Origin of the sequence: Bacillus litorisediminis (assembly GCF_022808645.1) — a bacterium.
Classification (GTDB): Bacteria; Bacillota; Bacilli; order Bacillales; family JC228; genus Bacillus_BF; species Bacillus_BF litorisediminis.
The window spans coordinates 118,526-140,839 of the sequence record NZ_JAKZKT010000001.1 but is presented as its reverse complement, the minus strand read 5'-3'; the positions used below and the strand labels follow the sequence as shown (position 1 = coordinate 140,839).

The 22,314-nt window shown below is 38.3% G+C and carries 25 protein-coding genes; 16 read left to right on the top strand and 9 right to left on the bottom strand.

The features are described from left to right. The first annotated feature begins 96 nt into the window (after positions 1 to 96). From MLE14_RS00655 to MLE14_RS00640, 4 genes are all read left to right on the top strand, one after another. The gene (locus MLE14_RS00655; RefSeq protein ID WP_243296303.1) at positions 97 to 1,308 is read left to right on the top strand and encodes a metallophosphoesterase family protein; all 1,212 of its coding nucleotides are present in this window, start codon (positions 97 to 99) and stop codon (positions 1,306 to 1,308) included. Positions 1,309 to 1,324: 16 nt separating this feature from the next. Continuing rightward, positions 1,325 to 4,309 (top strand): AAA family ATPase, encoded by a 2,985-nt coding sequence (locus tag MLE14_RS00650; RefSeq protein WP_243296302.1) that lies wholly within the window; start codon positions 1,325 to 1,327, stop codon positions 4,307 to 4,309. A gap of 98 nt (positions 4,310 to 4,407) precedes the next feature. Beyond that, the gene (gene yhaM / locus MLE14_RS00645) at positions 4,408 to 5,352 is read left to right on the top strand and encodes a 3'-5' exoribonuclease YhaM (protein WP_243296301.1); all 945 of its coding nucleotides are present in this window, start codon (positions 4,408 to 4,410) and stop codon (positions 5,350 to 5,352) included. A gap of 84 nt (positions 5,353 to 5,436) precedes the next feature. Then, positions 5,437 to 5,619, top strand: a complete 183-nt coding sequence (locus tag MLE14_RS00640; protein ID WP_279326734.1) for a sporulation YhaL family protein — start codon at positions 5,437 to 5,439, stop codon at positions 5,617 to 5,619. A 60-nt stretch (positions 5,620 to 5,679) separates the two neighbouring features. Here MLE14_RS00640 and MLE14_RS00635 read toward each other — a convergent pair whose 3' ends face one another. After that, positions 5,680 to 6,561 carry a peptidylprolyl isomerase gene (locus MLE14_RS00635; RefSeq protein WP_243296300.1) on the bottom strand — a complete coding sequence of 294 codons (882 nt, stop codon included), beginning with the start codon at positions 6,559 to 6,561 and terminating at the stop codon, positions 5,680 to 5,682. Between the two features lie 210 nt (positions 6,562 to 6,771). Here MLE14_RS00635 and MLE14_RS00630 point away from each other — a divergent pair, with 210 nt between their 5' ends. The 3 genes from MLE14_RS00630 to MLE14_RS00620 all read left to right on the top strand — a co-directional run bounded on the left by MLE14_RS00630 (position 6,772) and on the right by MLE14_RS00620 (position 7,192). After that, positions 6,772 to 6,855 (top strand): YjcZ family sporulation protein, encoded by an 84-nt coding sequence (locus MLE14_RS00630; RefSeq protein WP_243296366.1) that lies wholly within the window; start codon positions 6,772 to 6,774, stop codon positions 6,853 to 6,855. Between the two features lie 110 nt (positions 6,856 to 6,965). Then, positions 6,966 to 7,052, top strand: a complete 87-nt coding sequence (locus tag MLE14_RS00625; RefSeq protein ID WP_097158301.1) for a YjcZ family sporulation protein — start codon at positions 6,966 to 6,968, stop codon at positions 7,050 to 7,052. Positions 7,053 to 7,099: 47 nt separating this feature from the next. Then, positions 7,100 to 7,192: a YjcZ family sporulation protein gene (locus MLE14_RS00620; protein ID WP_243296299.1), complete on the top strand. Its 93-nt coding sequence runs from the start codon at positions 7,100 to 7,102 to the stop codon at positions 7,190 to 7,192. A gap of 65 nt (positions 7,193 to 7,257) precedes the next feature. Here the strand turns inward: MLE14_RS00620 and MLE14_RS00615 are convergent, their stop codons facing one another. From MLE14_RS00615 to MLE14_RS00600, 4 genes are all read right to left on the bottom strand, one after another. Beyond that, a complete protein-coding gene (locus tag MLE14_RS00615) occupies positions 7,258 to 7,437 on the bottom strand; it encodes a hypothetical protein (RefSeq protein ID WP_243296298.1) in 180 nt (59 codons plus the stop codon). A 161-nt stretch (positions 7,438 to 7,598) separates the two neighbouring features. After that, the gene (locus tag MLE14_RS00610; RefSeq protein ID WP_243296297.1) at positions 7,599 to 8,144 is read right to left on the bottom strand and encodes a DUF3267 domain-containing protein; all 546 of its coding nucleotides are present in this window, start codon (positions 8,142 to 8,144) and stop codon (positions 7,599 to 7,601) included. 255 nt (positions 8,145 to 8,399) lie between these two features. Continuing rightward, entirely contained in the window at positions 8,400 to 8,990 is a 591-nt protein-coding gene (locus MLE14_RS00605) for an HTH-type transcriptional regulator Hpr (protein ID WP_243296296.1), read from the bottom strand. A gap of 88 nt (positions 8,991 to 9,078) precedes the next feature. Next, positions 9,079 to 9,435: a YtxH domain-containing protein gene (locus MLE14_RS00600; protein WP_243296295.1), complete on the bottom strand. Its 357-nt coding sequence runs from the start codon at positions 9,433 to 9,435 to the stop codon at positions 9,079 to 9,081. 242 nt (positions 9,436 to 9,677) lie between these two features. Between MLE14_RS00600 and MLE14_RS00595 the strand changes: the two genes are divergently transcribed. Further along, complete coding sequence (locus tag MLE14_RS00595) at positions 9,678 to 9,875, top strand: hypothetical protein (protein WP_243296294.1); 198 nt, start codon at positions 9,678 to 9,680, stop codon at positions 9,873 to 9,875. A gap of 52 nt (positions 9,876 to 9,927) precedes the next feature. On the opposite strand, the gene MLE14_RS00590 is transcribed toward MLE14_RS00595, so the two are convergent. Both MLE14_RS00590 and MLE14_RS00585 read right to left on the bottom strand, forming a co-directional pair. Next, entirely contained in the window at positions 9,928 to 10,467 is a 540-nt protein-coding gene (locus MLE14_RS00590; protein ID WP_243296293.1) for a tryptophan transporter, read from the bottom strand. Between the two features lie 125 nt (positions 10,468 to 10,592). Continuing rightward, positions 10,593 to 11,027 carry an HIT family protein gene (locus tag MLE14_RS00585; protein ID WP_243296292.1) on the bottom strand — a complete coding sequence of 145 codons (435 nt, stop codon included), beginning with the start codon at positions 11,025 to 11,027 and terminating at the stop codon, positions 10,593 to 10,595. A gap of 539 nt (positions 11,028 to 11,566) precedes the next feature. On the opposite strand from MLE14_RS00585, the gene MLE14_RS00580 reads away from it, so the two are divergent. From MLE14_RS00580 to MLE14_RS00570, 3 genes are read left to right on the top strand one after another with little or no spacing between them, the layout of a single operon-like run. Continuing rightward, positions 11,567 to 12,310 carry an ABC transporter ATP-binding protein gene (locus MLE14_RS00580; protein WP_243296291.1) on the top strand — a complete coding sequence of 248 codons (744 nt, stop codon included), beginning with the start codon at positions 11,567 to 11,569 and terminating at the stop codon, positions 12,308 to 12,310. After that, on the top strand, positions 12,303 to 13,505 hold the full coding sequence (locus tag MLE14_RS00575) for an ABC transporter permease (protein WP_243296290.1): 1,203 nt from the start codon (positions 12,303 to 12,305) through the stop codon (positions 13,503 to 13,505). The genes MLE14_RS00580 and MLE14_RS00575 overlap by 8 nt, the downstream gene beginning before the upstream one ends. A 27-nt stretch (positions 13,506 to 13,532) precedes the next feature. Then, positions 13,533 to 14,240, top strand: coding sequence for an EcsC family protein (locus MLE14_RS00570; protein ID WP_243296289.1), 708 nt, complete (start codon positions 13,533 to 13,535; stop codon positions 14,238 to 14,240). A 30-nt stretch (positions 14,241 to 14,270) separates the two neighbouring features. Here MLE14_RS00570 and MLE14_RS00565 read toward each other — a convergent pair whose 3' ends face one another. Then, positions 14,271 to 15,467, bottom strand: coding sequence for a M20 family metallopeptidase (locus tag MLE14_RS00565; RefSeq protein ID WP_243296288.1), 1,197 nt, complete (start codon positions 15,465 to 15,467; stop codon positions 14,271 to 14,273). A gap of 129 nt (positions 15,468 to 15,596) precedes the next feature. Here MLE14_RS00565 and MLE14_RS00560 point away from each other — a divergent pair, with 129 nt between their 5' ends. The 3 genes from MLE14_RS00560 to MLE14_RS00550 all read left to right on the top strand — a co-directional run bounded on the left by MLE14_RS00560 (position 15,597) and on the right by MLE14_RS00550 (position 17,309). After that, positions 15,597 to 16,244, top strand: a complete 648-nt coding sequence (locus MLE14_RS00560) for a phosphatase PAP2 family protein (RefSeq protein WP_243296287.1) — start codon at positions 15,597 to 15,599, stop codon at positions 16,242 to 16,244. Positions 16,245 to 16,326: 82 nt separating this feature from the next. Then, on the top strand, positions 16,327 to 16,836 hold the full coding sequence (locus MLE14_RS00555) for a YbaK/EbsC family protein (RefSeq protein WP_243296286.1): 510 nt from the start codon (positions 16,327 to 16,329) through the stop codon (positions 16,834 to 16,836). 95 nt (positions 16,837 to 16,931) lie between these two features. After that, positions 16,932 to 17,309 (top strand): hypothetical protein, encoded by a 378-nt coding sequence (locus MLE14_RS00550; RefSeq protein WP_313897720.1) that lies wholly within the window; start codon positions 16,932 to 16,934, stop codon positions 17,307 to 17,309. A 1,306-nt stretch (positions 17,310 to 18,615) separates the two neighbouring features. On the opposite strand, the gene MLE14_RS00545 is transcribed toward MLE14_RS00550, so the two are convergent. Then, positions 18,616 to 20,013: a hypothetical protein gene (locus MLE14_RS00545; RefSeq protein WP_243296285.1), complete on the bottom strand. Its 1,398-nt coding sequence runs from the start codon at positions 20,011 to 20,013 to the stop codon at positions 18,616 to 18,618. Between the two features lie 188 nt (positions 20,014 to 20,201). Here MLE14_RS00545 and liaF point away from each other — a divergent pair, with 188 nt between their 5' ends. Then, complete coding sequence (gene liaF / locus MLE14_RS00540; RefSeq protein ID WP_243296284.1) at positions 20,202 to 21,254, top strand: cell wall-active antibiotics response protein LiaF; 1,053 nt, start codon at positions 20,202 to 20,204, stop codon at positions 21,252 to 21,254. Next, on the top strand, positions 21,241 to 22,311 hold the full coding sequence (locus MLE14_RS00535; protein WP_243296283.1) for a sensor histidine kinase: 1,071 nt from the start codon (positions 21,241 to 21,243) through the stop codon (positions 22,309 to 22,311). Before liaF ends, MLE14_RS00535 begins: the two co-directional genes overlap by 14 nt. Positions 22,312 to 22,314 lie beyond the last annotated feature (3 nt).

Here is a 22,314-nt window from a genome sequence, read left to right as displayed (position 1 = left end):
TTGATTAAATAATTTTAATAACCGAACGTGTATTCGCATTATGGATTTGATAGAATAACTAAAAGGGTCAGAATTTTAGAATGGAGGCTAGTACATATGAAGAGTATTTCCTTTGTCCATGCAGCTGATATCCATTTGGACAGTCCGTTTGTTGGAATGCACAAATTACCTCCAGAACTATATAAACGAGTAAAAGACAGTACATTTGTTGCTTTTCGAAATCTTGTAAACTACTGCCTCAATGAAAAAGTAGATTTTCTTCTAATCTCGGGAGATTTATATGATGGAGAAGATCGCAGCATCCGTGCACAAATCCGATTACAGCAAGAATTTAGTAAACTTCAAAATGCCAATATTCGGGTTTTCGTCATTCATGGGAATCATGACCACTTAGCTGGCACGTGGTCACATATTGAGATGCCCGAAAATGTTCATATTTTTGGACCTGAGCCTGATTTAGTTGAATTTACTACTGGAAACGGGATGCAAGTATCTATTGCGGGGTTTAGCTATGAAAAAAGGCATGAAGCCCACAATAAATTAAATCTGTTCCCACAGCCGGCAGGAGATTTGAAAATTGGGATGCTGCACGGCCATGACGGAACTTCTCAAAATCATTTTGCATATGCTCCCTTTACAATTAGCGATTTAGTTCAAATGCCCTATGATTATTGGGCATTAGGACATATACATACCAGACAAATTTTAAGTGAAGCTCCGTACGTCATCTATCCTGGTAATATCCAGGGAAGACATATCAATGAAACAGGAGAAAAGGGATTTATCCATGTGGAATGGACAACCCACCAACAAAATATAACCTTTATACCATGTCAGGATATTGAATGGAGAATAGAGAAGATTCATATTTCGGACTCAACCCAGCCAGACGAGCTTTTTCAGGCCTGTAAGCAATTAATGGAAAGGCTCGCCAGTGAATCTGAACGATTATTTTTACGAATAGAGATTCATAGTGAAAGTGATATACATCCGAGTACTCTACTATTGATAGAATCTGGGCAGCTGTTAGAGCTTTTACAGGAAGAAGATACGATAAATCATGAACATTTTGTTTGGATTTTTGATATCAAACTGTTTCAAACTCAGACCACTGAATTCTCATTAGCCCATCATCCTTTTTTATACAGTTTAGAAAAAGTGATAGAGTCTGCTGATGTAAAGCATGAATTAGAACCATTATTTCTTCATAAAAAAGCATCTCGGTATTTGCAGGATGTTCCAGAGTTGGAGTATGAACAATTAAAATCGGAAGCCAAGGAATTACTGCTCAAGCTGCTAAACCGATGAACAGGAGGGGCCGGCTTTGATTATTAAAGAAATCTTTATTTACCAATATGGAAAATGGACAGATACTCATTTTCGCGGACTCTCTCCATTCATCCTTTTTCAAGGGGAAAATGAGACAGGCAAATCTACTATTTCTTCCTTTATTTTAAGTATTTTATTTGGTTTTCCCACTAAACGAGACGACCGATTTAAGGCATCTGCTTCTTCCGAGTATGGAGGTGCCCTCCTGATTGAATGTCCGACTTATGGGGAGTTTCGCATTGAAAGGAACTATGGAAGAAAGGATGTGTCTGTCCTATTTGCGGATGGAACGGTTAAAGATGAGGAATGGCTTAAAAAATGGCTGGGAGGAATCGACCGCGGCCTTTATGAACACATCTATTTCTTTGATCTTGATGGGCTGCAGAATGTCCATAAAATCCATGCGGAAGATATTACCCGTTATTTGCTGTCAGCCAGCACGATAGGGTCGGAGAAGCTCTTTCAGGTGGAAAATGAACTAATCAAGCAACAAGAATCTATTTTTAAACCGCAAGGCCGTAATCCGGTTCTAAACCAAAAACTGAATACACTTGTTGACCTCGACACAAAAGTAAAAGAGAAGAAGAGGGAAATGGATCAATATGACCAGCTTTTGCAGAAAAAACAGCAATTAATTGATAAAGAATCTAATTTAAAACAAGAATTAATCCTTCTCTCTAAAGAATTGGAGAAAGAACAGGCTTGGTTTTCGACTATCCCTCTAGTTGTAAAAGAAAAACAATTGGAAGAAAAAATAAAAGAATATGAGACTCTTTCATTCCCGGAAAATGGACTTGAGAGATGGAAGGAATGGAGCCATGCTCTTAAACCATTAACCGCTCAGGAAATATCTCTGATTGATCAGTTAGAGCAAGCAGAATCCAAGTTAAACATGCTGGGAAAGCCGATTCTCCTTCAGGATAAAAGCAAAATTGAAGCACTTCTCGAGCAATCGTCTTTATTATCACGGGAGGAAGAACGAAAGCAACAGTTACAAACGAAGCTGAAATACCTAGAAGAAGGGCTCGAAGAAAACAGGCAACTGCTGGGCATTTCTGATCTAGATAAATTTTATTGGGATGCGGCTTCGATTAAGGAAGCAGAGATACGGTTAGAAAAATGGCAGCATCTGCAAACGCTATTTCTTGAAAAGGAGAATAGATATAAGCTTGAAAAGCAGAGAATGAAACTCACTTTGGATAAGCTTAAACAGATGCAGACTGAAATACTCAGTCCACAAGAATTAGAGCTGGAAGAAGGAATGCTAATTGAATGGGAGACGATTAGATCCTTAGAAAATGAGAAAAAAACTGTTCAGTCGGAAATTACTTTAATCGAACAAGAAAATGATAAATTGAATAGAAAAAGCAATGAACATAAAAAAATAGAGAGTTTGTTAATGGGGCTTGTATCCGCTATTAGTTTAGCCGGATTGGCCATATCAATAGGACAGAAGCAATGGCTAATTGCTCTAATCTGTTTCTTCCTCTGTGTCACAGCAGGAGTCGCATTTACTTTTCTGAAGCGGAATCAGTCTGATCATAGAGCTGAATCCAACCGATATACCGTTTTAAAGGAAAGGTTAAGGCAAATTGAAGAAAAAGAAAAGGATTTTACATGTACCGAGGAACGGTACATAGAAGCCAGAGAAAAAATCCAAGTTCATCATAGAATAGCAGAAGAGATTAAAGAGCTCCAAACAGCCCTAAAGGAACAAAGCTGGTTTGTCGAGCAAATGGATAAGGAATGCTCAGAAGTACAAGCTCAGCTTCAATCTGTTCATATGTTGCTTCTTGAACTTTATCAAATGAACACGGGGAAGAACGATGTAGAAATAGAAAGGCTTTCCTATGAACTCCCCGTTATTCAGTCTATTTCTCAACAAATCAAAGAAAAAAACAGAATAGAAGATGAAATACAAGTGATTGAGGGAAGAATGAGACCGATTCGTCGTCTGCTGGATGATTGGGCAGAAAAGCTTCAGTTGAGCGGATCCCAACTAGAATTATTTGGATTATTAAAGGAGCGTTTAGAGGCAGAAAAAGAACAGGAGCAATCAAGAAAATATCTGCAAGAGGGAATAAATGATAGTAAACAGCAGCTTAAGAAGCTGCAAGCTGAAAAAAACTTAGTAAAAGCTGAATTGTCGCTGTTACTAGAAAAAGCTGGCTGTATGGATGAAGAATCTTATTGGAAGAAAGGCTTCCAATTTGCCGAGAAGTTAAAACTGCAAGATCAGCTAGCGGCCATTCATAATCAGCTAAATCTAACCCGCTTTTCGGAAGCCGAACGGTTAGAAAGAACTTTAGATCCGGATAGCTGCAGATCACGGATTCACGAGCTTGAAACAAGCCAAAAAGCTAAGACAGAAGAGCTCGAATATGTACGTAAACAAGTGGCCACTATTGAATATCAGCTTAAACAAATGGAGGAAGGGGGCGTTTATATTGACCTTCTTCATCAGTACCATCAAGAAAAGCATTCATTTCAGCAATCTGCCAAAGCTTGGTCCGTGCTGACCATAGCCAGAGGACTGCTTCAGGAAGCCATGGTTCATTTCAAGGAGGGAACACTCCCGAAGGTATTACAGCATGCAGAATCCATATTTAAAACGTTAACCAATGAAAATTATGAAAAAATCCGGTTTTCTTCGGATAAAGAGGAGTTATCAGTCCTTCATATAACAGGAAAATGGTTTCCAGCGGGTGCTTTAAGTCAGGCAACAAAGGAACAGCTCTATGTAGCCATTCGTTTTGGACTGATTGCTGCTTTATATCCGACTTTGTCATTACCGATTATTATTGATGATAGCTTTGTAAATTTTGATCCTAATCGTGTCGCTAAAGTAATGGAAACACTTAAAAATTTTAGTTCTCGCCATCAGGTTATCGTTTTATCATGCCACCCAGAAATGGCTTATTATTTTTCAGAAGATGAAATAGTGGAATTGATGAACTTCCAGCACAAGCCAGTACAGTAAAAAAAGGAAGCGGCTACCATACGTCCACTTCCATCTATTTGCCAATAATAGTAGAATAATAAAATAGGTGAATACGAGTACATATTGGAGGGGAAACCATGTCAAAAGGAATTACGTTTATAGATGTAGGGGAGCAGGTAGAGCAGTTCCTCTTGATCAAAAGCGTATCAAAAGGTGTTACGAACACAGGCAAGCCGTTTTTGACTTTAATTTTACAGGATAAAAGCGGGGAAATCGAAGCAAAGCTCTGGGACGCAACAGATGCCGATGAGGAAGCTTTTGTTCAGGAAGCAATTGTAAAGGTCGTAGGAGATATTCATAGCTACAGAGGGAAAAATCAGCTGAAAATCCGCCAAATTCGGAAAGCAACGGTTCAAGATGGGGTAACGATTTCAGACTTTCTCGAGACGGCTCCATTAGAGCAGGATGAAATGATGTCAAAAATTACACAATACATTTTTGAAATGAAAAACCCTAATATACAGAGAATAACAAGGCATCTTCTAAAAAAACATCAACAGAGCTTTTTACAGTTCCCGGCTGCGACTAAAAACCACCATGAATTTGTTTCTGGCCTTGCCTTTCATGTCGTGTCTATGCTGGATCTTGCTAAAAGCCTTTGCCAGCTGTATCCATCGCTTGATCGTGATTTACTCTATGCAGGCATTATCCTCCATGACTTAGGCAAAACAACGGAGCTTTCCGGGCCGATTTCACCTTCTTATACGACGACTGGGCAGCTTCTTGGTCATATTACCATTATGGTCAATGAAATTGGACTAGCGGCTGAAGAATTAGGAATTAAAGGGGAAGAGGTAACGGTTCTTCAGCACATGGTTTTATCCCACCATGGGAAGCATGAGTGGGGTAGTCCGAAACAGCCAATGATTCGTGAAGCCGAATTGCTTCATTATATAGATAATATTGATGCAAAAATGAATATGCTCGATCGGGTGCTGTCTCGTACAAAGCCAGGAGAATTTTCTGAACGGGTATTCGCACTTGATAATCGTTCCTTTTATAAACCTACGTTTGTCAAGTAATATAAGCTTCCAGGTATATTCACATTCTTCACTGCATAAAGTGTAGTAAATCAAAAATGGACAACCTATGAAGGAGTGAATAGCTTGGACGTCCCGTTTTGGGTAATTCTCATTGTCATTGGGATTATTGTCAGTGGCATTATGACAGTAAAGGCAGGAAAAGATGAACGAAAAGAAGAGGAAGAGTTTATCGAAAAAGAAGGAGAAATCTTTTTGGAGCGCATGGAAAAGGAAAAAGAGAGAAAACGGCAGGTTTCTTCATCTTAATGAAAATGAATTTATAAAAAAATGGGTCTGACCATTATAGGTTAGACCCATTTATTTTATCTATTTTTCTGTATTATTATTCTCAAACAGAGTTTCAAAATCCTCATCTTTCACGTCAAGATTAACATCTGCTAATACTTTGTCTACGGCAGACTGAATTGCTGTAGGATCTAGTTTAGCCGTTTTGTAGCCTTCGATAACTTGATCTTTTGCATCTTCAAATGCTGGCTTTTCAGGTGCTGAAGTGACTTGGATAATATGATAGCCATATTGTGATTTAACCGGATCACTGATTTCATTTACTTTTAAGTTGAAAGCCGCTTCTTCAAATTCAGGAACCATTTGTCCTTTTGACACTTCGCCAAGCTCTCCGCCTTTTTCTTTAGAACCAGGATCGGTTGAATATTCCTTGGCTAATTCAGCAAAATCTCCGCCTTCTTCAAGCTTCTGTTTTACTTCTTTCGCAGTTGCTTCATCTTCTACTAAGATGTGGCGAACGTTGCGTGGAGGAGCCCATTCTTCATTGTAGTATTTTTCTAAATCTTCATCAGATACTTGACTCATTGCAGCCTCTTGACGAAGCAAGTCCAATTTAATCGCACGGCGAAATTCCTCTTCGTTTTGGAATCCGCTAGATTGTAAAGCTGTCTCAAAGTTTTCGCCAAATTGTTCTTTGATAGGATCTAATTGCTCATTAATTTTTTCATCGGATACTTCAAATTTTTCACTCAGCACTTTTTCTTGAACTAGCGTTTGCAGTGCTTGTTCACCCAGTGTTTTTTTCATCTCATTGTAAAGCTCGTCCTTCGTAACAGTTCCGCCTTCAAATTCTACGATTACCTCTGAATTATCTTCTTTTCCTTCTTGTCCTTCATCTGCACATGCAGTAAGTACTAGTGCTAAAGTTCCAAAAAGTAAAAAGGTCTTCATCCATTTTTTCATGCAAACACTCCTAAACATTGTTGTATAACCAAAATTCCCATACAGTAACTTATACCATATTAGAGGAAATAAAACAATGAAGAGTAGACAAGCAAACTTGTCAACTTGTTTCGTTATTTAGGAAAAGTTTAAAAAACTGGGTGTGCCGCCCACCCAAAATTAAAAAGCCTACATATGATATAGCGACGAAAGAAAAAGGAGGTCAACAAAATGAGCGGCTTCAACAATGGTTTTGCGCTTCTTGTCGTGTTGTTTATTTTGTTAATTATCGTAGGAGCAGCGTTTATTTGTTAATGGAATGACTAATCCATGATAAGGAAATTCATCAACTCGTGATACGTGCCTATTCGCACTGCAGGGCGAATGAATAGTATATGTTAGTCAGTTGCAAAGGAGGTGTCTGAATGGGCGGCGGCGGATACGCAGGAGGCTTTGCGTTAATTGTTGTGTTGTTCATCTTATTAATTATCGTAGGTGCAGCATGGCTATAAATGACGTTCTCGTTTAAGTGGTTAATGAGAAAGGAGGGAACCCTAGTATGTCAGGACATGGAGTATATGGAGGAGGCTTCGCATTACTCGTAGTATTGTTCATCCTTCTCATTATTATCGGTGCAGCTTGGATTTGGTAACCTGATAGGGATTATACGTATCCCAGAAACACAAAAGGAGAGTAGCAAAGCTGTCTCTCCTTTTTTTAAGCATATAAAATTTCTACATAAGACGAAAGCAAAAGAATCGTTATAGAAATATTAATAAAGCGGAAAACTTTTGGCTGACGGTCTTCAGGGATCTCTTTCTGGATGCATAAAGAATTCGTCAATCGATTAATGGAGTAAAGGATGAAAGCAGAGAATACGAGAAATATGGAGATCATCCTGAATTCCCCTCCTTTGATTCTATGAATTAACCATATCAGAACTTATTAAAAAAAGAAACTCTAAACCTTCTTAACAAACATCCCTTTCCAATATATGCGCTTGTTTATTTCTCTTATTCATTGAAAAACGCACCATTTTGGCCGGGTGCGTTATCCAATTAACGATTAATTAATATTTCAAGTGAATCCTCAGTTTCATCAACCAAACAAGCTTTTGGTGTATGAGAAAGGTTTTTTAAAAACACAAAATCCTCGACACAAAGCCCGGTGTGAAGAGCGATGAGTAAAACACCATAGTGAAAATATTCCGGAAAGGACAAGGTAAAGAAAATGCCTACCGACGTTAAAATGAGAAAAGGAAAAAGTAAGGCGAGTTTATATATATTTTTGGCGACAGGCTCATGGAAACGGAATTTTAATTGTCCCTTTTTATTAATAAATAAGCGGCATTTTCCGCCTAAGATACGCAATGGCAGATAATGAAGTGCTTTATGAACCGGATACAGCAGCACTAAAGTAAAAATAAAAAAGGCAATGTATTCGTCATTAAGACCTACACCATCATGAAAAGCATGGGCAATCGAATATAAAAAAATAAAAGTAAGCAACATTGTCAAAAAAGAAGTAATGACCAAACGGAAAAAACCGTCCTGTCGGGTTATAGGAATTGACTTCCAGCAATGCATCATTTTCACCTTTCTCATAGTTGTTGATTTCTAATGTTCTCATTCTAATTAAGGAATCTCTTACTCTCTAACATTTGGAATTAAAGAGTTACGTTTCGAACTTCCCTACATACTTTAAGCAATTTATTTGACAAAATCAAGGTGTTTTTTTACTAAAAAATAAAGTATGGAATCTCCAAATGATGGAATCAACTATGACTATGAGATTAGACGATATATTCAAAAGATTTAAATATTTAAAAACACAAATTTATCAATTTATAAGACTCTTGGCTATTCAAGAGAAACGGCTGCTTCCTTTACATCTTTTGACTCTTTTTTCTTAAAACTCCCATTTTCTTCATAAAAGTCATTCTCTAGGCTAGAAAAGGATTTCTCAAAAATATCCATGAAGTCCTTTCCGTAAATATTCCGAACAATAGCCATCACTTCTAAAACATCAGGGAATTTTCCGTACAAATTCCGTAATGGGAGAGCCCCGTTAAAGACGGAGTTTTGTTCCGGATCGTAATCATCCATCAGTTTTAAAAGGATTTCTTCACCTTTTTCAGTAATTTGCACATAGGTGTTCCGTTTGTCATTCTCTCTTTTTGAAAATGTCAATAAGCCACGCTCTTCTAATTTTTTTGAAAAATTAAAAGCTGTGGATACATGCATGACCCCAAACTTGGCAACATCGGAAATAGAAGCACCGCCTAAATGATACGTAATCCATAAAATATGGTGTTCATTAATGTTTAGATCATAGGGCTTTATCCATTGCTGCCAGTCCTTTTCAACAGATTTCCATAGGGCTTTGCATAATTGTGCAATTCTTTGCGAGAATAACATTGCTTCTTTTTTTGAACCAAATTGGTCTGCCATCCCATCACCTGCTTTTCTTTCTTCTACTTAGTATTATTATGCCAGTAAAATGAATAGAAGGGAAGATAAAAAAATTCAAAAATTTAGTCTATTTTTGATAAACTGAACGTTCTAGCATTTTATACTGCTGCTGAATCTCCTTCATTTCCTGTCTGAATTGCTCTAATTCGGGGTCAATTGAATGTCTCCACTTTTCAATGGATGGCCGGATTTGGGTTTGAACAACATTTGCAGCATTTTTACTTTCTGAAATTAGCCTTAAAACGTCTGTTTTTACATCCAATGCTTTTTCCTGAATGTTTTTGAGAAGATTACTCCACTCTTTTGTTTCAGTTTTTATAGAAGAACGAATCACCTTTCCAGAGCTTGGAGTTGTTAACAATACCGTAACACCGCCGATGATTCCGCCAACAATTGCCCCAGTTACTAAAGATTTTAGTTTCATGTAATCACCTCAACTATAGGTTATGTAATTTTTTCTACAAAAAACAACAAAATCCTCTTTTAATTGGAAAATTTATAGCAGAAATAAACCGTAAAAGCTATATTCAACCAATTAATGAATAAATTTTCTCAATAAAACATTAATAAGTTGTTTCATGTCCATTGCTGCAGAAGCATATATATGAAAAAACTGAAGAGTAGGCAGGTGTGTTTCAGAGCTTCATCATTGAGAGGGGGATTTCTTTGATCATGATTACATTACTCTTTTTTATCATCAGCTTTCTTTTATTTGCAGCTGCTATACATTATGTGATGGTTTTAAAAAGATCTAAAATGTATCCGCCTAAAACCGTTGTCCGCAAAAAAATCCAAACCTTAAGCACCTTTGCTGTAGTCTCCTTGCTGCTGGGCGTGATCCTTTTATATATTCCTGCAGGATAACCGAAACCCATGTAAAAAGCCTAGGCTTTGTAGGAGCCTAGGCTTTGGAATTTTATTTTTTTATAACTGCCTGTGTGGATGGTGCTTGGAGCTGTAATCTTCCAGATAACTTTAACGCAATTGGGTATATAATTAACATAAAAACGGCATTTAAGCCTACAGCTGGCAAAACTACTCCTGTTGCTAATGCTAGAAAAGCATCAGGTAATCCGAACAAAATAAATGCAGAGCCCAAGAAGATCATTCCAGAAATAAAAGTACCGATTGCCGTAAGGATGGTAACCGTTGCCACATGAGCTGCAATTTTGTTCAAAACTATAAATAAGGCAAAAAAGATAAAAGCTGTAACCAGCTTGTCAATGATATTTGGAATTTGACCGCCTGGAAAACCAGTGGTTAATGCGGATATAATACCTGCAGCCAGACCAACTAGCAGAACATTCCCGACTCTAGGAAACAGAATAATTCCTAAAAACATCATAATTAAAAGCAAATCTGGCTTCATTCCACCAATAAAAGGAGGAACTACTATGTGCAATACTGCTCCCATTGCGATTAGCAACGCAAGCAAAACGAGTTCTTTCGTTTTCATATTTCTCATCTCTCCTCATCTAAACTAAACTAATCTTTCGATACCTCCTATAGTACCCTCATGGTCTATAGCGAGATTTTTCTTAGTATATCATAAGTCCTAACATTTGAAAACGTTCAAATTATTTATGAATTGCTATTGTTTATTTTTTGACTAATTTCACTTGCAATCGCCTGTAATTTCTCACCGGTATATTCATTTTGATGAGATTTCCAAACGGCACCAAAGCCATCGCCTTTTCCATAGCGAGGGATGATATGCATATGATAATGGAAAACTGACTGGCCAGCTTCCTGGCCATTATTGTTTAAAAGGTTAAGACCGATTGGCTGATATGCTTCTTTAATGGCATTTGCAATAGAAGGAACCACTTCAAATATTTGTTTTGCAATTTCAGGAGTAAGTTCGAATACATTTTCCTTATGTACTTTTGGTACAACCAATGTATGACCCTTTGTTACTTGACTAATATCAAGGAAGGCTAGAACATGTTCATTTTCATAAACTTTAGCACCTGGGATTTCCCCATTAATGATTTTACAAAAAATGCAATCGCTCAACACGGGACAACTCCTTCTCTTTTTGGAACATTGTACCACAATCCTTAAGGTGAAAAAAGTTCCACACCGCCTAATATAAAGAAGGCGAAATCCGCGTATTGGATTCCGCCTCTTGAAGGGGATTGCTTTTTGAAAAACCTCATATATTTTCTTTAACAAACACCCCATTTTCGAATGTGTCATAGCTTGCTTGGTTAGAGTGTGACAGAGCTCAAGATCTCAGGACCTTTAAAGAGCTTACAGTGGTTGTATCTTTGATAAACACCCCATTTTGAATGTGTCATTCTATAATGCTGGCGTTATCGATTTTTCCACTCTCCGTGCAACACGACCATCCCCTTATGGTGAACTGACTGTTCTAAGGTGTTGATCTATATGACTTTCAAGTGCTTTCCCCTTCACAAATTAGAATGCACATTATCGGTAAATACATAACTGGAAAACAGGACCAGTTGAGTTAGTCAATAGATAAAATTAGTGATTTTTATGTAGAATTTGGTACGATATAGGCAAACAAAAGAAAGCTTGGAGGAAACGACATGTCTTTACTGAGTGTGAAGCAGTTAAGCGGGGGTTACACAAGAAAGCCCGTCATTCATGATATAGACTTTGATGTAAATCAAGGAGAATTGGTTGCATTAATTGGATTAAATGGAGCCGGTAAAAGTACAACGATTAAACATATTATTGGATTATTGGAACAGCAAAAAGGAACTATTACACTTGACGGAATCACGATCAATCAGGATACAGAGGCCTATCGCAAAAAATTATCATATATTCCAGAAACACCAGTTTTGTACGAGGAATTAACGCTTGAGGAGCATTTTGCCTTAACTTCCATGATGTACGGAATCGATGAGAAGAAGGCAAATAAACGAAAAGAGGCGCTTTTGAAAGAATTTCGCATGGAAAAGCGGCTTGGGTGGTTCCCTGCTCATTTTTCAAAGGGAATGAAGCAAAAGGTTATGATAATGTGTGCCTTTTTGGTCGAGCCGAAGCTGTATATAATTGATGAGCCATTTGTCGGATTAGATCCGATTGCGATTCAGTCGCTGCTTAATCTCCTTCAAAAAGAGAAAGAAAAGGGTGCCGGCATTCTGATGTCGACTCATATTTTAGCAACAGCAGAGCGATATTGTGACCGCTTTATCATCATACATAACGGAAAGATTATAGCTAAGGGAACGTTAACTGAGTTACGGGAATTTTGCGGGATGCCTCATGCAAATTTGGATGATATGTATTTACATTTAACAAAGGGACAGGATAGAGATGAATAGTCAAAGGCTATGGATTGAACGATTTCAGGCACATATAAAGGATTATCAGAAGTACTTGCGCTACATGTTTAATGATCATCTGTTAATTGTACTTGTGTTTGTTGTTACTGGTGGTGCGCTTCAGTATCAGGCTTGGCTGCAAACTGTTGAAGCTGATTTTCCGGCATCAATCATAATGGCGCTGCTTCTTCCGTTATTAATCACGAGAAGTCGCATAGCCACTTTTTTGCATGAAGCCGATCAAGCCTTTTTACTTCCGGCAGAAACGCGGATGCGCACCTATTTTTGGCGATCTGGGATCTATAGTTTTATCATTCAGTCGATTGCATTAGCGTTATTGCTGTTCGTCTTGTATCCAATGTACAGCCAAGTGAATGGAATACAGTCTTATGGCTCCATTTTGATGTTTATCCTTGTTTTGAAGACATTGAATCTTTGGCTGCGCTGGATGGTTATGAAAGAAAAAGGCCAGGTCCGAACTTACAGTTCTATTGTCCGATATCTAGTGAATGCAGTGGCTTTGTATTTTTATCTTGAGGCAGCATACCTCTTTACAGTTATTACTTTTATAATTCTCCTGATTTTATTGGCAGCCGTTTACACAAATACAAGGAATAAGCTCTTAAAGTGGGATGATCTTATTCAAGATGATATTCAAAGAACGTTTCAGTTTTACCGTTTTGCCAATATGTTTACTGATGTTCCAAAATTAAAGAGCCGTGTTAAGAGAAGAAGTCTGCTTGATATTCTCCTGCCAGCAAAACATGTAACGAACAATGGCTATCTTTATTTATTTTCACGGACGTATGTCAGATATGGAGATTATTTTGGATTGACCATCCGATTATCTGTTATTGGCTACATTGTAAGTTTTCTGCTCGAAACTGAATGGCAAATTCTTTTGGCGACTTTAATCACTCTTTATTTAACTGGATTTCAGCTCGTCCCATTGTTTAAGCAGAATGCTCATCTTCTCTGGGTCAGGCTTTATCCGGTTCAGGCCAAAATCCGAGTGCAATCCTTTATCCGTTTTTTAACCGCTATTCTTTTAGTGCAGCTGATTGTGTTATCGAGTGTGTTTTTATTGCACCAAGAATGGGTCTTTTTCGTAATCAGTATCGTATTGGGGTATCTTTTTATCATCTTCTTTATGAAGTTCTATATCGGAAGAAGAATTCAAAAGGATCATGTTTAAAGCCTAATAAGGCAGGGGGAGTAAACAATGACTGATTATGAACAGCGAGCTCTTGCTGAACTGGAATTTTGGAAAATGAAACAAACTAAAAAATCAAGTTCATTGAATCGTACTGCTAAACGGGTACAAACTAAAATAAATCAATGGATTCCAAAAAAAATTCATACTGTCATTACAGAAGGCATTAAGGGAATGGTTCAAACTGCACTTGCCGGTTCTAGTATCAAAAGTATCGAACCGCTTGTGGGAGTTGAGTTAGAACAAAGAGAGAAGCTTGCACTTGAAAAAGTAGGTTTTTATAAAAAAACAGCCGCTATTGAAGGAGCAGGTACGGGTGCAGGGGGGATTTTTTTAGGATTGGCTGATTTCCCGCTGCTGCTCTCGATTAAATTGAAGTTTTTATATGATGTTTCAAGTATTTACGGGTATGATCCAAAAGAATATGAAAACCGGATATATATTTTGTATGTTTTTTTATTAGCGTTTTCGAGTGATGAAAAAAGAAAAGAAACCCTAACGATATTAGAAGATTGGGAAGATAAAAAGGAGGTATTAATGCAGCTGGATTGGCAAACCTTTCAGCAAGAATATCGGGATTACCTGGATATTAAAAAACTGTTGCAGCTTGTACCGGGAATTGGTGCGATAGTAGGTTTCTATGTGAATTATCAATTGCTCGATCAATTGGGTGAAACGGCAAAATTTGCTTACCGAATGAGATATTTTAGGGTCTGACCCCCATTAAAGAGGTTCAGACCCTTTTTGTTAATTGGAAACTTCCACTTTTTCTTCCTGGTGTGCGTGAATAGCAGCAGAACCTAGTGTTTTGGCTGCAACCAACATCGCTTTTTCATTGAAATCAAAGCGTGGGTGATGGTGCGGATACGCTGTTTCAACTCCATCTGGTTTTGCACCGGTGAAGAAGAACGTTCCTCTTACATGCTGTAAATAATAAGCGAAATCTTCTCCGCCCATATGTGGCTCCGTTTCTTGAACAGTAAGTACTTCCGGAATTTGATTAGCGATATTAACTAAGTATTGGGTTTCCGTTTCATGGTTAACAACAGCAGGATAACCACGATAATAGTCATATACGTATTCGCTTTTATTAGCTAAGCAAACACCTTTAAGTATCGTTTCAATTTCTTCTTCAATTTGATCGCGTATGTCTTCGCTAAAGGTGCGGACTGTCCCTGCAAGTTTTGCTTTATCTGCAATGACATTAAATGCATTTTCGGCAACAAAGGATGCAACTGTTACAACACCTGATTCAATCGGATTCACACGTCTGGCTATGATTTGCTGGAGATGAACCACTAATTGGGAAGCTGTCACAATTGCATCTCTAGTTCGGTGAGGCTGCGCCCCATGCCCGCCTTGACCCTGGATTGTAATTTCAAATCGGTCGGCAGCTGCCATTATAGGTCCGACACGGTATTGAATTGTGCCTAAAGGTTCTGTTGACCATAAGTGAGTACCAAAGATAACATCAACACCTTCTAAGCAGCCATCTTCAATCATGCTAATCGCTCCGCCTGGTGCAAATTCTTCAGCATGCTGATGAATCAAAACGTATTCCCCTTCAAGTTGATCTTTCAGTTCATGAAGAACTTTTCCTAATACTAAAAGGGTAGCTGTATGTCCGTCATGTCCGCATGCATGCATCACACCTGGAATTGTAGATTTGTAAGGAACATCTTTTTCGTCCTGAATCGGGAGTGCGTCAAAATCAGCACGCAACGCCACAGTAAGACCGGGCTTTGCTCCTTTAATTCTTGCCACAACACCATTTCCGCCTACATTACCTTTAACTGAAACGCCAAGCTCACGATAATAGTTTTCAATATATTTAGCAGTCTCAAATTCTTTGAATGAAAGCTCAGGATGCTGATGCAGATATCGTCTGATTGAAACCATTTCATCATAGTACTGTTCAAGCTTCTGAAAAAGTTTCGTTTCCATTTGCTAACCCCCTCATAATTTCAAATAATTATAGCATGTTGTCAAACTTTTTTGAAGAAAACAAAAAAAGATTGATATTTTCCAAGCCAACCCCTTTAATAAAAATTAGGTAAAAAGGAGGAGAACCTTTTGAAGAAACATTCTGTCATCAATGTACAATATTTAATTTCTATTACCGCTATGATTATTTTTATTTGGATGCTTTCAATTGCACAGAAAGCAGAACTTACACCATTTGATTCCGCTCTGTTTCGCTTAGCAGATTCGATTTCGAATGAAGGTCTCATAGCTTTTGCTGAAAAAGTAACGATAGTGGGATCTGGGTTAGTCATCGGAGGAGGCGCATTTTTTCTGTTGCTTTGGCTATGGTTTATGCGAAAAAATTATTTAGGCATGGCTGTGCTTGTCCTTGGTGTTGCGGGCAGCAATCTTTTAAAAAGCTGGATTAAGGAATCGGTTGGCCGCCAAAGACCTGAATCAGCTGTGATTATGGAAGAAGAGTTTGCTTTTCCAAGTGGACATGCCATGGTATCGATCTGCTTTTATGTGTTATTGGCATTTTTCATTGCAAAAGAGATGAAATCAAGTTCGGCGAAACTAATCATTTATTCCATTTGTCTTCTGATCTCATTCGTTTCTGGAATGAGCCGGATTATTCTTCATGTTCATTATCCTTCAGATGTAATAGGGGGATATGCCTTAGGATTGGTTTGGTTAATGCTTTGTTTTTATATCTATAGAAGGTTTGCAGGGAGGTTTCCGAAAAACGGAAACTAGTTCCATAGAGTTGTATTGTATTTTAATAAGTAGTAAAGTGTTAAGCATTACATATAAAATTTGCCAAGAAAGGATGAGGAAGGTGTCACTCGAAAGTGTAAAGGCACATTTTAAACAGTGGAATCGGGAACAGGATATTATGGAATTTGCGTCTTCCAGTGCTACGGTTGAACAGGCAGCTGACACCATTGGCGTCATCCCTGCCCGCATTGCAAAAACATTGTCCTTCAGAGGAGAAAACGATCATGCACTTCTAATTGTCGCTGCTGGAGATGCAAAAGTCGATAACAAGAAATTCCGGGAAGTTTTTGGCTTTAAGGCTCGCATGCTTACACCAGATGAAGTGCTTGAGAATACCGGTCATATGATTGGCGGTGTTTGTCCATTTGGACTAAAGAAACAATTAGATGTTTATCTAGATGTTTCACTGCAGCGTTTTGTGACCGTTTTTCCGGCATGCGGCAGTACCAACTCAGCCATTGAATTGACGATTGACGAACTATACAAATATTCATCTGCCAAAGGATGGATTGATGCTTGTAAAGGATGGGGAGAAGAGACAGAGTTGGGAGTAAAAGAAGTTTCGTTTTAGACTAATAGCAAATATAAAAAAGTGTACAAGGTTCCAAATGGATTCTTTTGTACACTTTTTTAGTATATTTGTTCGTATTTACGGCGTTTTATAAAATGGTTTTAAGGGGAAAAGGTAACTGGATTGGGTATGATGTGCTTCCGCTAAATGCTATACCAGGATTACTGGTGTTAACTACTATTAGCGTATTGGGGTTGAATTTAGAAAAAGCAGTTCCCGGAAATATTCCTGCAGTTGCGTATATTGGAATAATAGGAATTATTATTTCAATGCCATGGTTTCCTGGATCCGAATATATTGTTAATTGGACTTTACAAATCAATATTTTAGCTCTTGCAACTCCAATTTTAGCGTATGCTGGAATATCGGTTGGCAGAAACTGGGCTGATTTTTCTAAGTTGCGCTGGAGAAGTATTGTAGTTGCACTTTTTCGTATTCGTTGGAACATTTATCGGGTCTGCTGCCATAGCTAAGATTATTTTGCGGATGCAGGGAATTATATAAACAACAAATCGTTTAGTAATCACATTTAAAACATAGCTCACACTAAACAAAAATGAACAGGACGGAGCCTCATTCCGCTACGGCAACTATTGTACCAGGCTGTCCATTAAATAAGTTTGGCGGATCCTCATTCCGTTATTAGAATGAAAATATGCTCTTCAGGGGTTGAAGCGGATTCTGATTCCGCTATTCGTACAAAATGAATCAAATTTGACGGAAAAAAGGGCAAATAACGGAACCAGAATCCGAAACCATGCTCCAAACAAAGATTTTTGAATAAATAACGGAATGAGGATCCATTAAATAAGTTTGGCGGATCCTTATTCCGTTATTAGAATGAAAACCTGCACTTTAGGGGCTGAAGCGGATTCTGATTCCGCTATTTGGACAAAATCAATCAAATTTGACGGAAAAAAAGGCAAATAACGGAACCAGGAACCGAAACTATGCTCCAAATAAGGATTTTTAAATAAATAGCGGAATGAGGATCCATTAAATAAGTATGGCGGATCCTCATTCCGTTATTAGAATGAAAATATGCACTTCAGGGGTTGAAGCGGATTCTGATTCCGCTATTCGTACAAAATGAATCAAATTTGACGGAAAAAAGGGCAAATAACGGAACCAGAATCCGAAACCATGCTCCAAATAAGGATTTTTAAATAAATAGCGGAATGAGGATCCATTAAATAAGTTTGGCGGATCCTTATTCCGTTATTAGAATGAAAACCTGCACTTTAGGGGCTGAAGCGGATTCTGATTCCGCTATTCGTACAAAATCAATCAAATTTGACGGAAAAAAGGGCAAATAACGGAACCAGAATCCGAAACCATGCTCCAAACAAAGATTCTTAAATAAATAGCGCTCCATGCCGTGCTGCATGAAGCCACCACCAGATGAATGAAAATGAGTTTTAAACCCAAAAGAAGCTTTCGTACTGAATATGGCTGGCGAAGGTAGGTCGCTCCGCTATGGTGCTACGTGCCTGTTAAATAGCCAGACCACGACGCAGGTGCACTATTGATTGTCACCCTTCGAGAAGCACGCAGGGTAGACTGACCCATTTATGGTTGTGGTACCAGCCTCTGATATTAATAGCAAAAAACTCTATTTTTTAAAAAATGAGGGTAATTTTCAGGGTAGCGGAACGTATGTCCTTTAACATATTGGGTTGGCGGCAATCTAGGCTTCAACGGACATTGGTTCCGCTATTTACTGCACACTCAGAAGTTTCCAATAAAACCTTGCTGGGCTATAAGCTCTTTTTGAAATTTTTAAATCAAAAACATCGCCACAATAGTCGTAACTGTTAAACCAATGGTCACAGGAAGTAAATTTCTTCGAGCTAATTCAAAGGGGTCGACATTACAGATGGCAGCAGCCGGAATGAGTGCCCATGGGACAAGGGTTCCTCCCCCGACCCAAATCGCTGAAATTTGACCAAGTGCTGTTAATGTTGCAGCTCCGCCATCAATCGATGAAGAGAAGAGACTGGCGATTGAACCAGCCAGTGATATTCCTGAAAAACCGGATCCATCTAGACCGGTTATCGCTCCTACCGCTGTTAAAGTAATCGCTCCGATTTCTTTCGTTAATGGTACGAGATAGGCTAACCCAACACCAAGATCGTTTACAATACCGTTAGAGGCTTCCGGCAAAAAATCACCTATAATGGTCTCAAATCCGGCATCTCCCAGATAAAAAAACGCCGCAATTGGGATCACAGGACCAAAGACTTTGAAGCCAAATTGGAATCCCTCGATTAAATAAGACGTTGTTTTTTCAAGTCCTTTATTTTTATGACTCATAAGTGTAATTAACAGTAAAATGAAAATTGAAGTGCCGCCAACTAAGGCAGTAGCGTCACCGCCAGTTAAATCAAAATGAAACATCGCCCAAACGTCTAACGCGAATAGGATTGGGATCAAAAAGGCAAATAGTTTTTTCATGATTCCTGATAAAAGCCCGCTTTTTACATTTTCTTCGGCTGCTGCCGTTTCTCTCTCCTCACTGTTCACCTTCAGCTTCCCAAGTTTCATATCCCTTTTTAAAAAGTAGAAGGCAGCAATGGTTGTAACGATTCCCATCACAATCACTAGAGGGATACTGGCATTGATAACCTCCTGAACTTCTAAACCCGCTGCATCAGCTGTAAGCTTCGGTGCTGCCTGAATAATAAAATCTCCAGATAAGGCAATTCCATGGCCAAACAAGTTCATCGCCATGGCAACTCCCAAAGCTGGCAAACCGACTCGAATCGCAACAGGCAAAAAGACTGCTCCAATTAGTGCAACAGCAGGGGACGGCCAGAAGAACCAGGAAATCAGCATCATGACTATTCCAATTGTCCAGTAGGCAAGAGAAGGATTACGAATTAATTTTGTAAAAGGAGAGATCATGACATTGTTAATTCCTGTGTCGGTCAGTGTTTTGCTCATGGCTACTATAATGGAGATAACGAGAATCGTTGGCAGCAGCTCTTTAATCGCATAAGTGAATCCATTGAAAATGCTCATGACAGAAGCTGTAACTTCTCCAGTAGCGGATAAGGCAATTAAGAAAATCCCAACAATACAAACTAGTGTAGTATCTCGCTTTTTCACCATAAAGCCGATGATTAAGACGATAAAAAACACATATATCCAATGAATCGCAGTCATTTCAACACCCATATTATTACCTCCTCATCTTCAATTGGGTGTTCCCGGAGTATTACAGAATATGTGCTGAAGGAGTATTGGGTGAATGACTATCCGTCTCGAGACGGAAATTAAGTTCGACCTTGAGGATGTTTATTTTTTGCCAGCTTCCTAGTAAACTACTTATAACCAGGACAGATAGAAGGGAAATGTGAATATATATGAGGCTGTTTCCATTAGTTTTATTAGGGATAGGAGTTGTATTGCTCCTTGTTAATTTTGGTGTCATTTCCTTGGAAATAAAGGAGATTTTTGTCGTATTTTTTCCTTATTTTATATTTTTGGTAGGTGCAAAGTGGCTTTATAGCGGAGTTAAGCGTTCTTCTTTGTTTTTACTTTTATGCGGGGGATTCGCTGCGATTTTCTCAGCATTATTAATACTGGATCAGTTTGGTATATATGAATTTGCGTTTTCTGACGGGTATAAACTTTGGCCAATCCTGCTCATATTGCTCGCGATTTGGATGCTTGGCAGTAAAAAAAGTCCAAAAGTAAAAGTTGAAAGGAAAAGTGCAAGCAAAGAACAAATTCCTGATTCAGATAGACAAAGCAAATCTGAAAAATCAGATCCAATGACAGATGAGTTCGACGCAATCAGCGATGAATTTGATCCAATTGGAGACGAGTTTGATGATACTGATGAAGAATTTGATAAGATGAACGATGAATTTAAAAAAATGGATCATCATTTTTATAAAATAGGTGAAGAGATGAAAGACCTAAGTGATCGAATAAATCGAAATGTTCAAGAAAACTTGAAAAATATCAAAATTGATATCTCTAAATCTAACGATGGTCCAGAGAAAAAAATAAATATTCAGGTTGGCAGAGAAGAAATAGATCATATGAAGGAACAGGCTGTTAAAACCTTTGGAGTATCTCATATGTCATTAAAAGAACCAAATTGGGAGTTGACCCCGTTAAATCTTAAATCAACCGTAGGTGATTATTATTTTGACTTTAGCAAAGCATATATCCCTGATACTGAAATAGATATTTCCATAAAAACCTGGGTCGGAGATATTAAAATGATTGTTCCTGACGATATCCCAATCAAAGTAGATACGAAAATGACCTTTGGAGATGTAAAGATAATGGGAAATTATTGGGGCGCCAATTGCTCCTACACTTCTGCTAATTATAATGAAGCATCAAGAAAGCTTAATATTAAGATTAAGAGCTGGGCTGGGGATGTTCGCATTGAAAGAGTATAGAAGCCTGAATATAAACAAGGGTGTAAGAGGGTTATTATTTCAAGAGTTTACGAGAATGGCTGTAATGGCAAGTCTTTGCATTTTTGCCGAAATCCAGCTTTATTTACTGATATCACGGAGCGGCAAGAATTTTTTAATTGATTCGTTGTGGATCTCATTTTTAGCTGTCATAACGATATTTCTATTTTCGTTTTACTATACATTCCGTTCCTCATCACTTGTAAAAAAACAAACAGATGATTTATCAACATATGTAACCCAGCTGAGGAGAGGGAAATGGAAGGAACGGCTCCATTGGCAAGACGAAAATGAGTTTTCGATTATTGCAGAGGATTTAAATGCGCTAGCCGAGCATATCCAGGAACAAGTAGATACGCTGCAAAGACTGGCAGAGGAAAAGTCTATTTTGGCTCAGCAAGCACAAACGGCTGCAGCCATTGAAGAAAGACAAAAGATTGCCCGAGATCTCCATGATTCAATCAGTCAGCAGCTATTTGCCTTAACGATGCTCTCTTCGGCAGCGATTAAAGGAGACCGATCCAAAGAAGAATTATTAGATTCGCTGCATGAAATTTCGAAAATATCTGCGCAAGTCCAGCTTGAAATGCGCGCACTCCTGCTTCACCTTCGCCCTATACAGCTGGAAGGAGAATCTTTGAGTGACGCAACCATTAAGCTGCTGCGGGATATTCAGCAAAAATTCCCGATTAAGTGCCAGGCCAGTATTGATGAAGTTCCGCCGCTGCCTCAAGCAGTAGAAGAGCATTTGTTCCGAATTATCCAGGAGGCGATTACGAATATTCTAAGACATTCTGGAGCCACTCAATTAAAATGCCAATTAACAGAAAAAGCTAACCAAATTTATGTCTATATAGCTGACAATGGCAAAGGTTTTCAATTAGATACAGGGAAGGCTGGATCATACGGCCTTTCAACCATGAAAGAAAGATGTGAGGAAATAGGCGGGATGTTTACAGTCCGGTCCATTCCTGAAAAAGGAACATATATAGAAGTGTTGGTTCCAATTAAAAGGGGTGAATGCATTGAATCCAATTAAGGT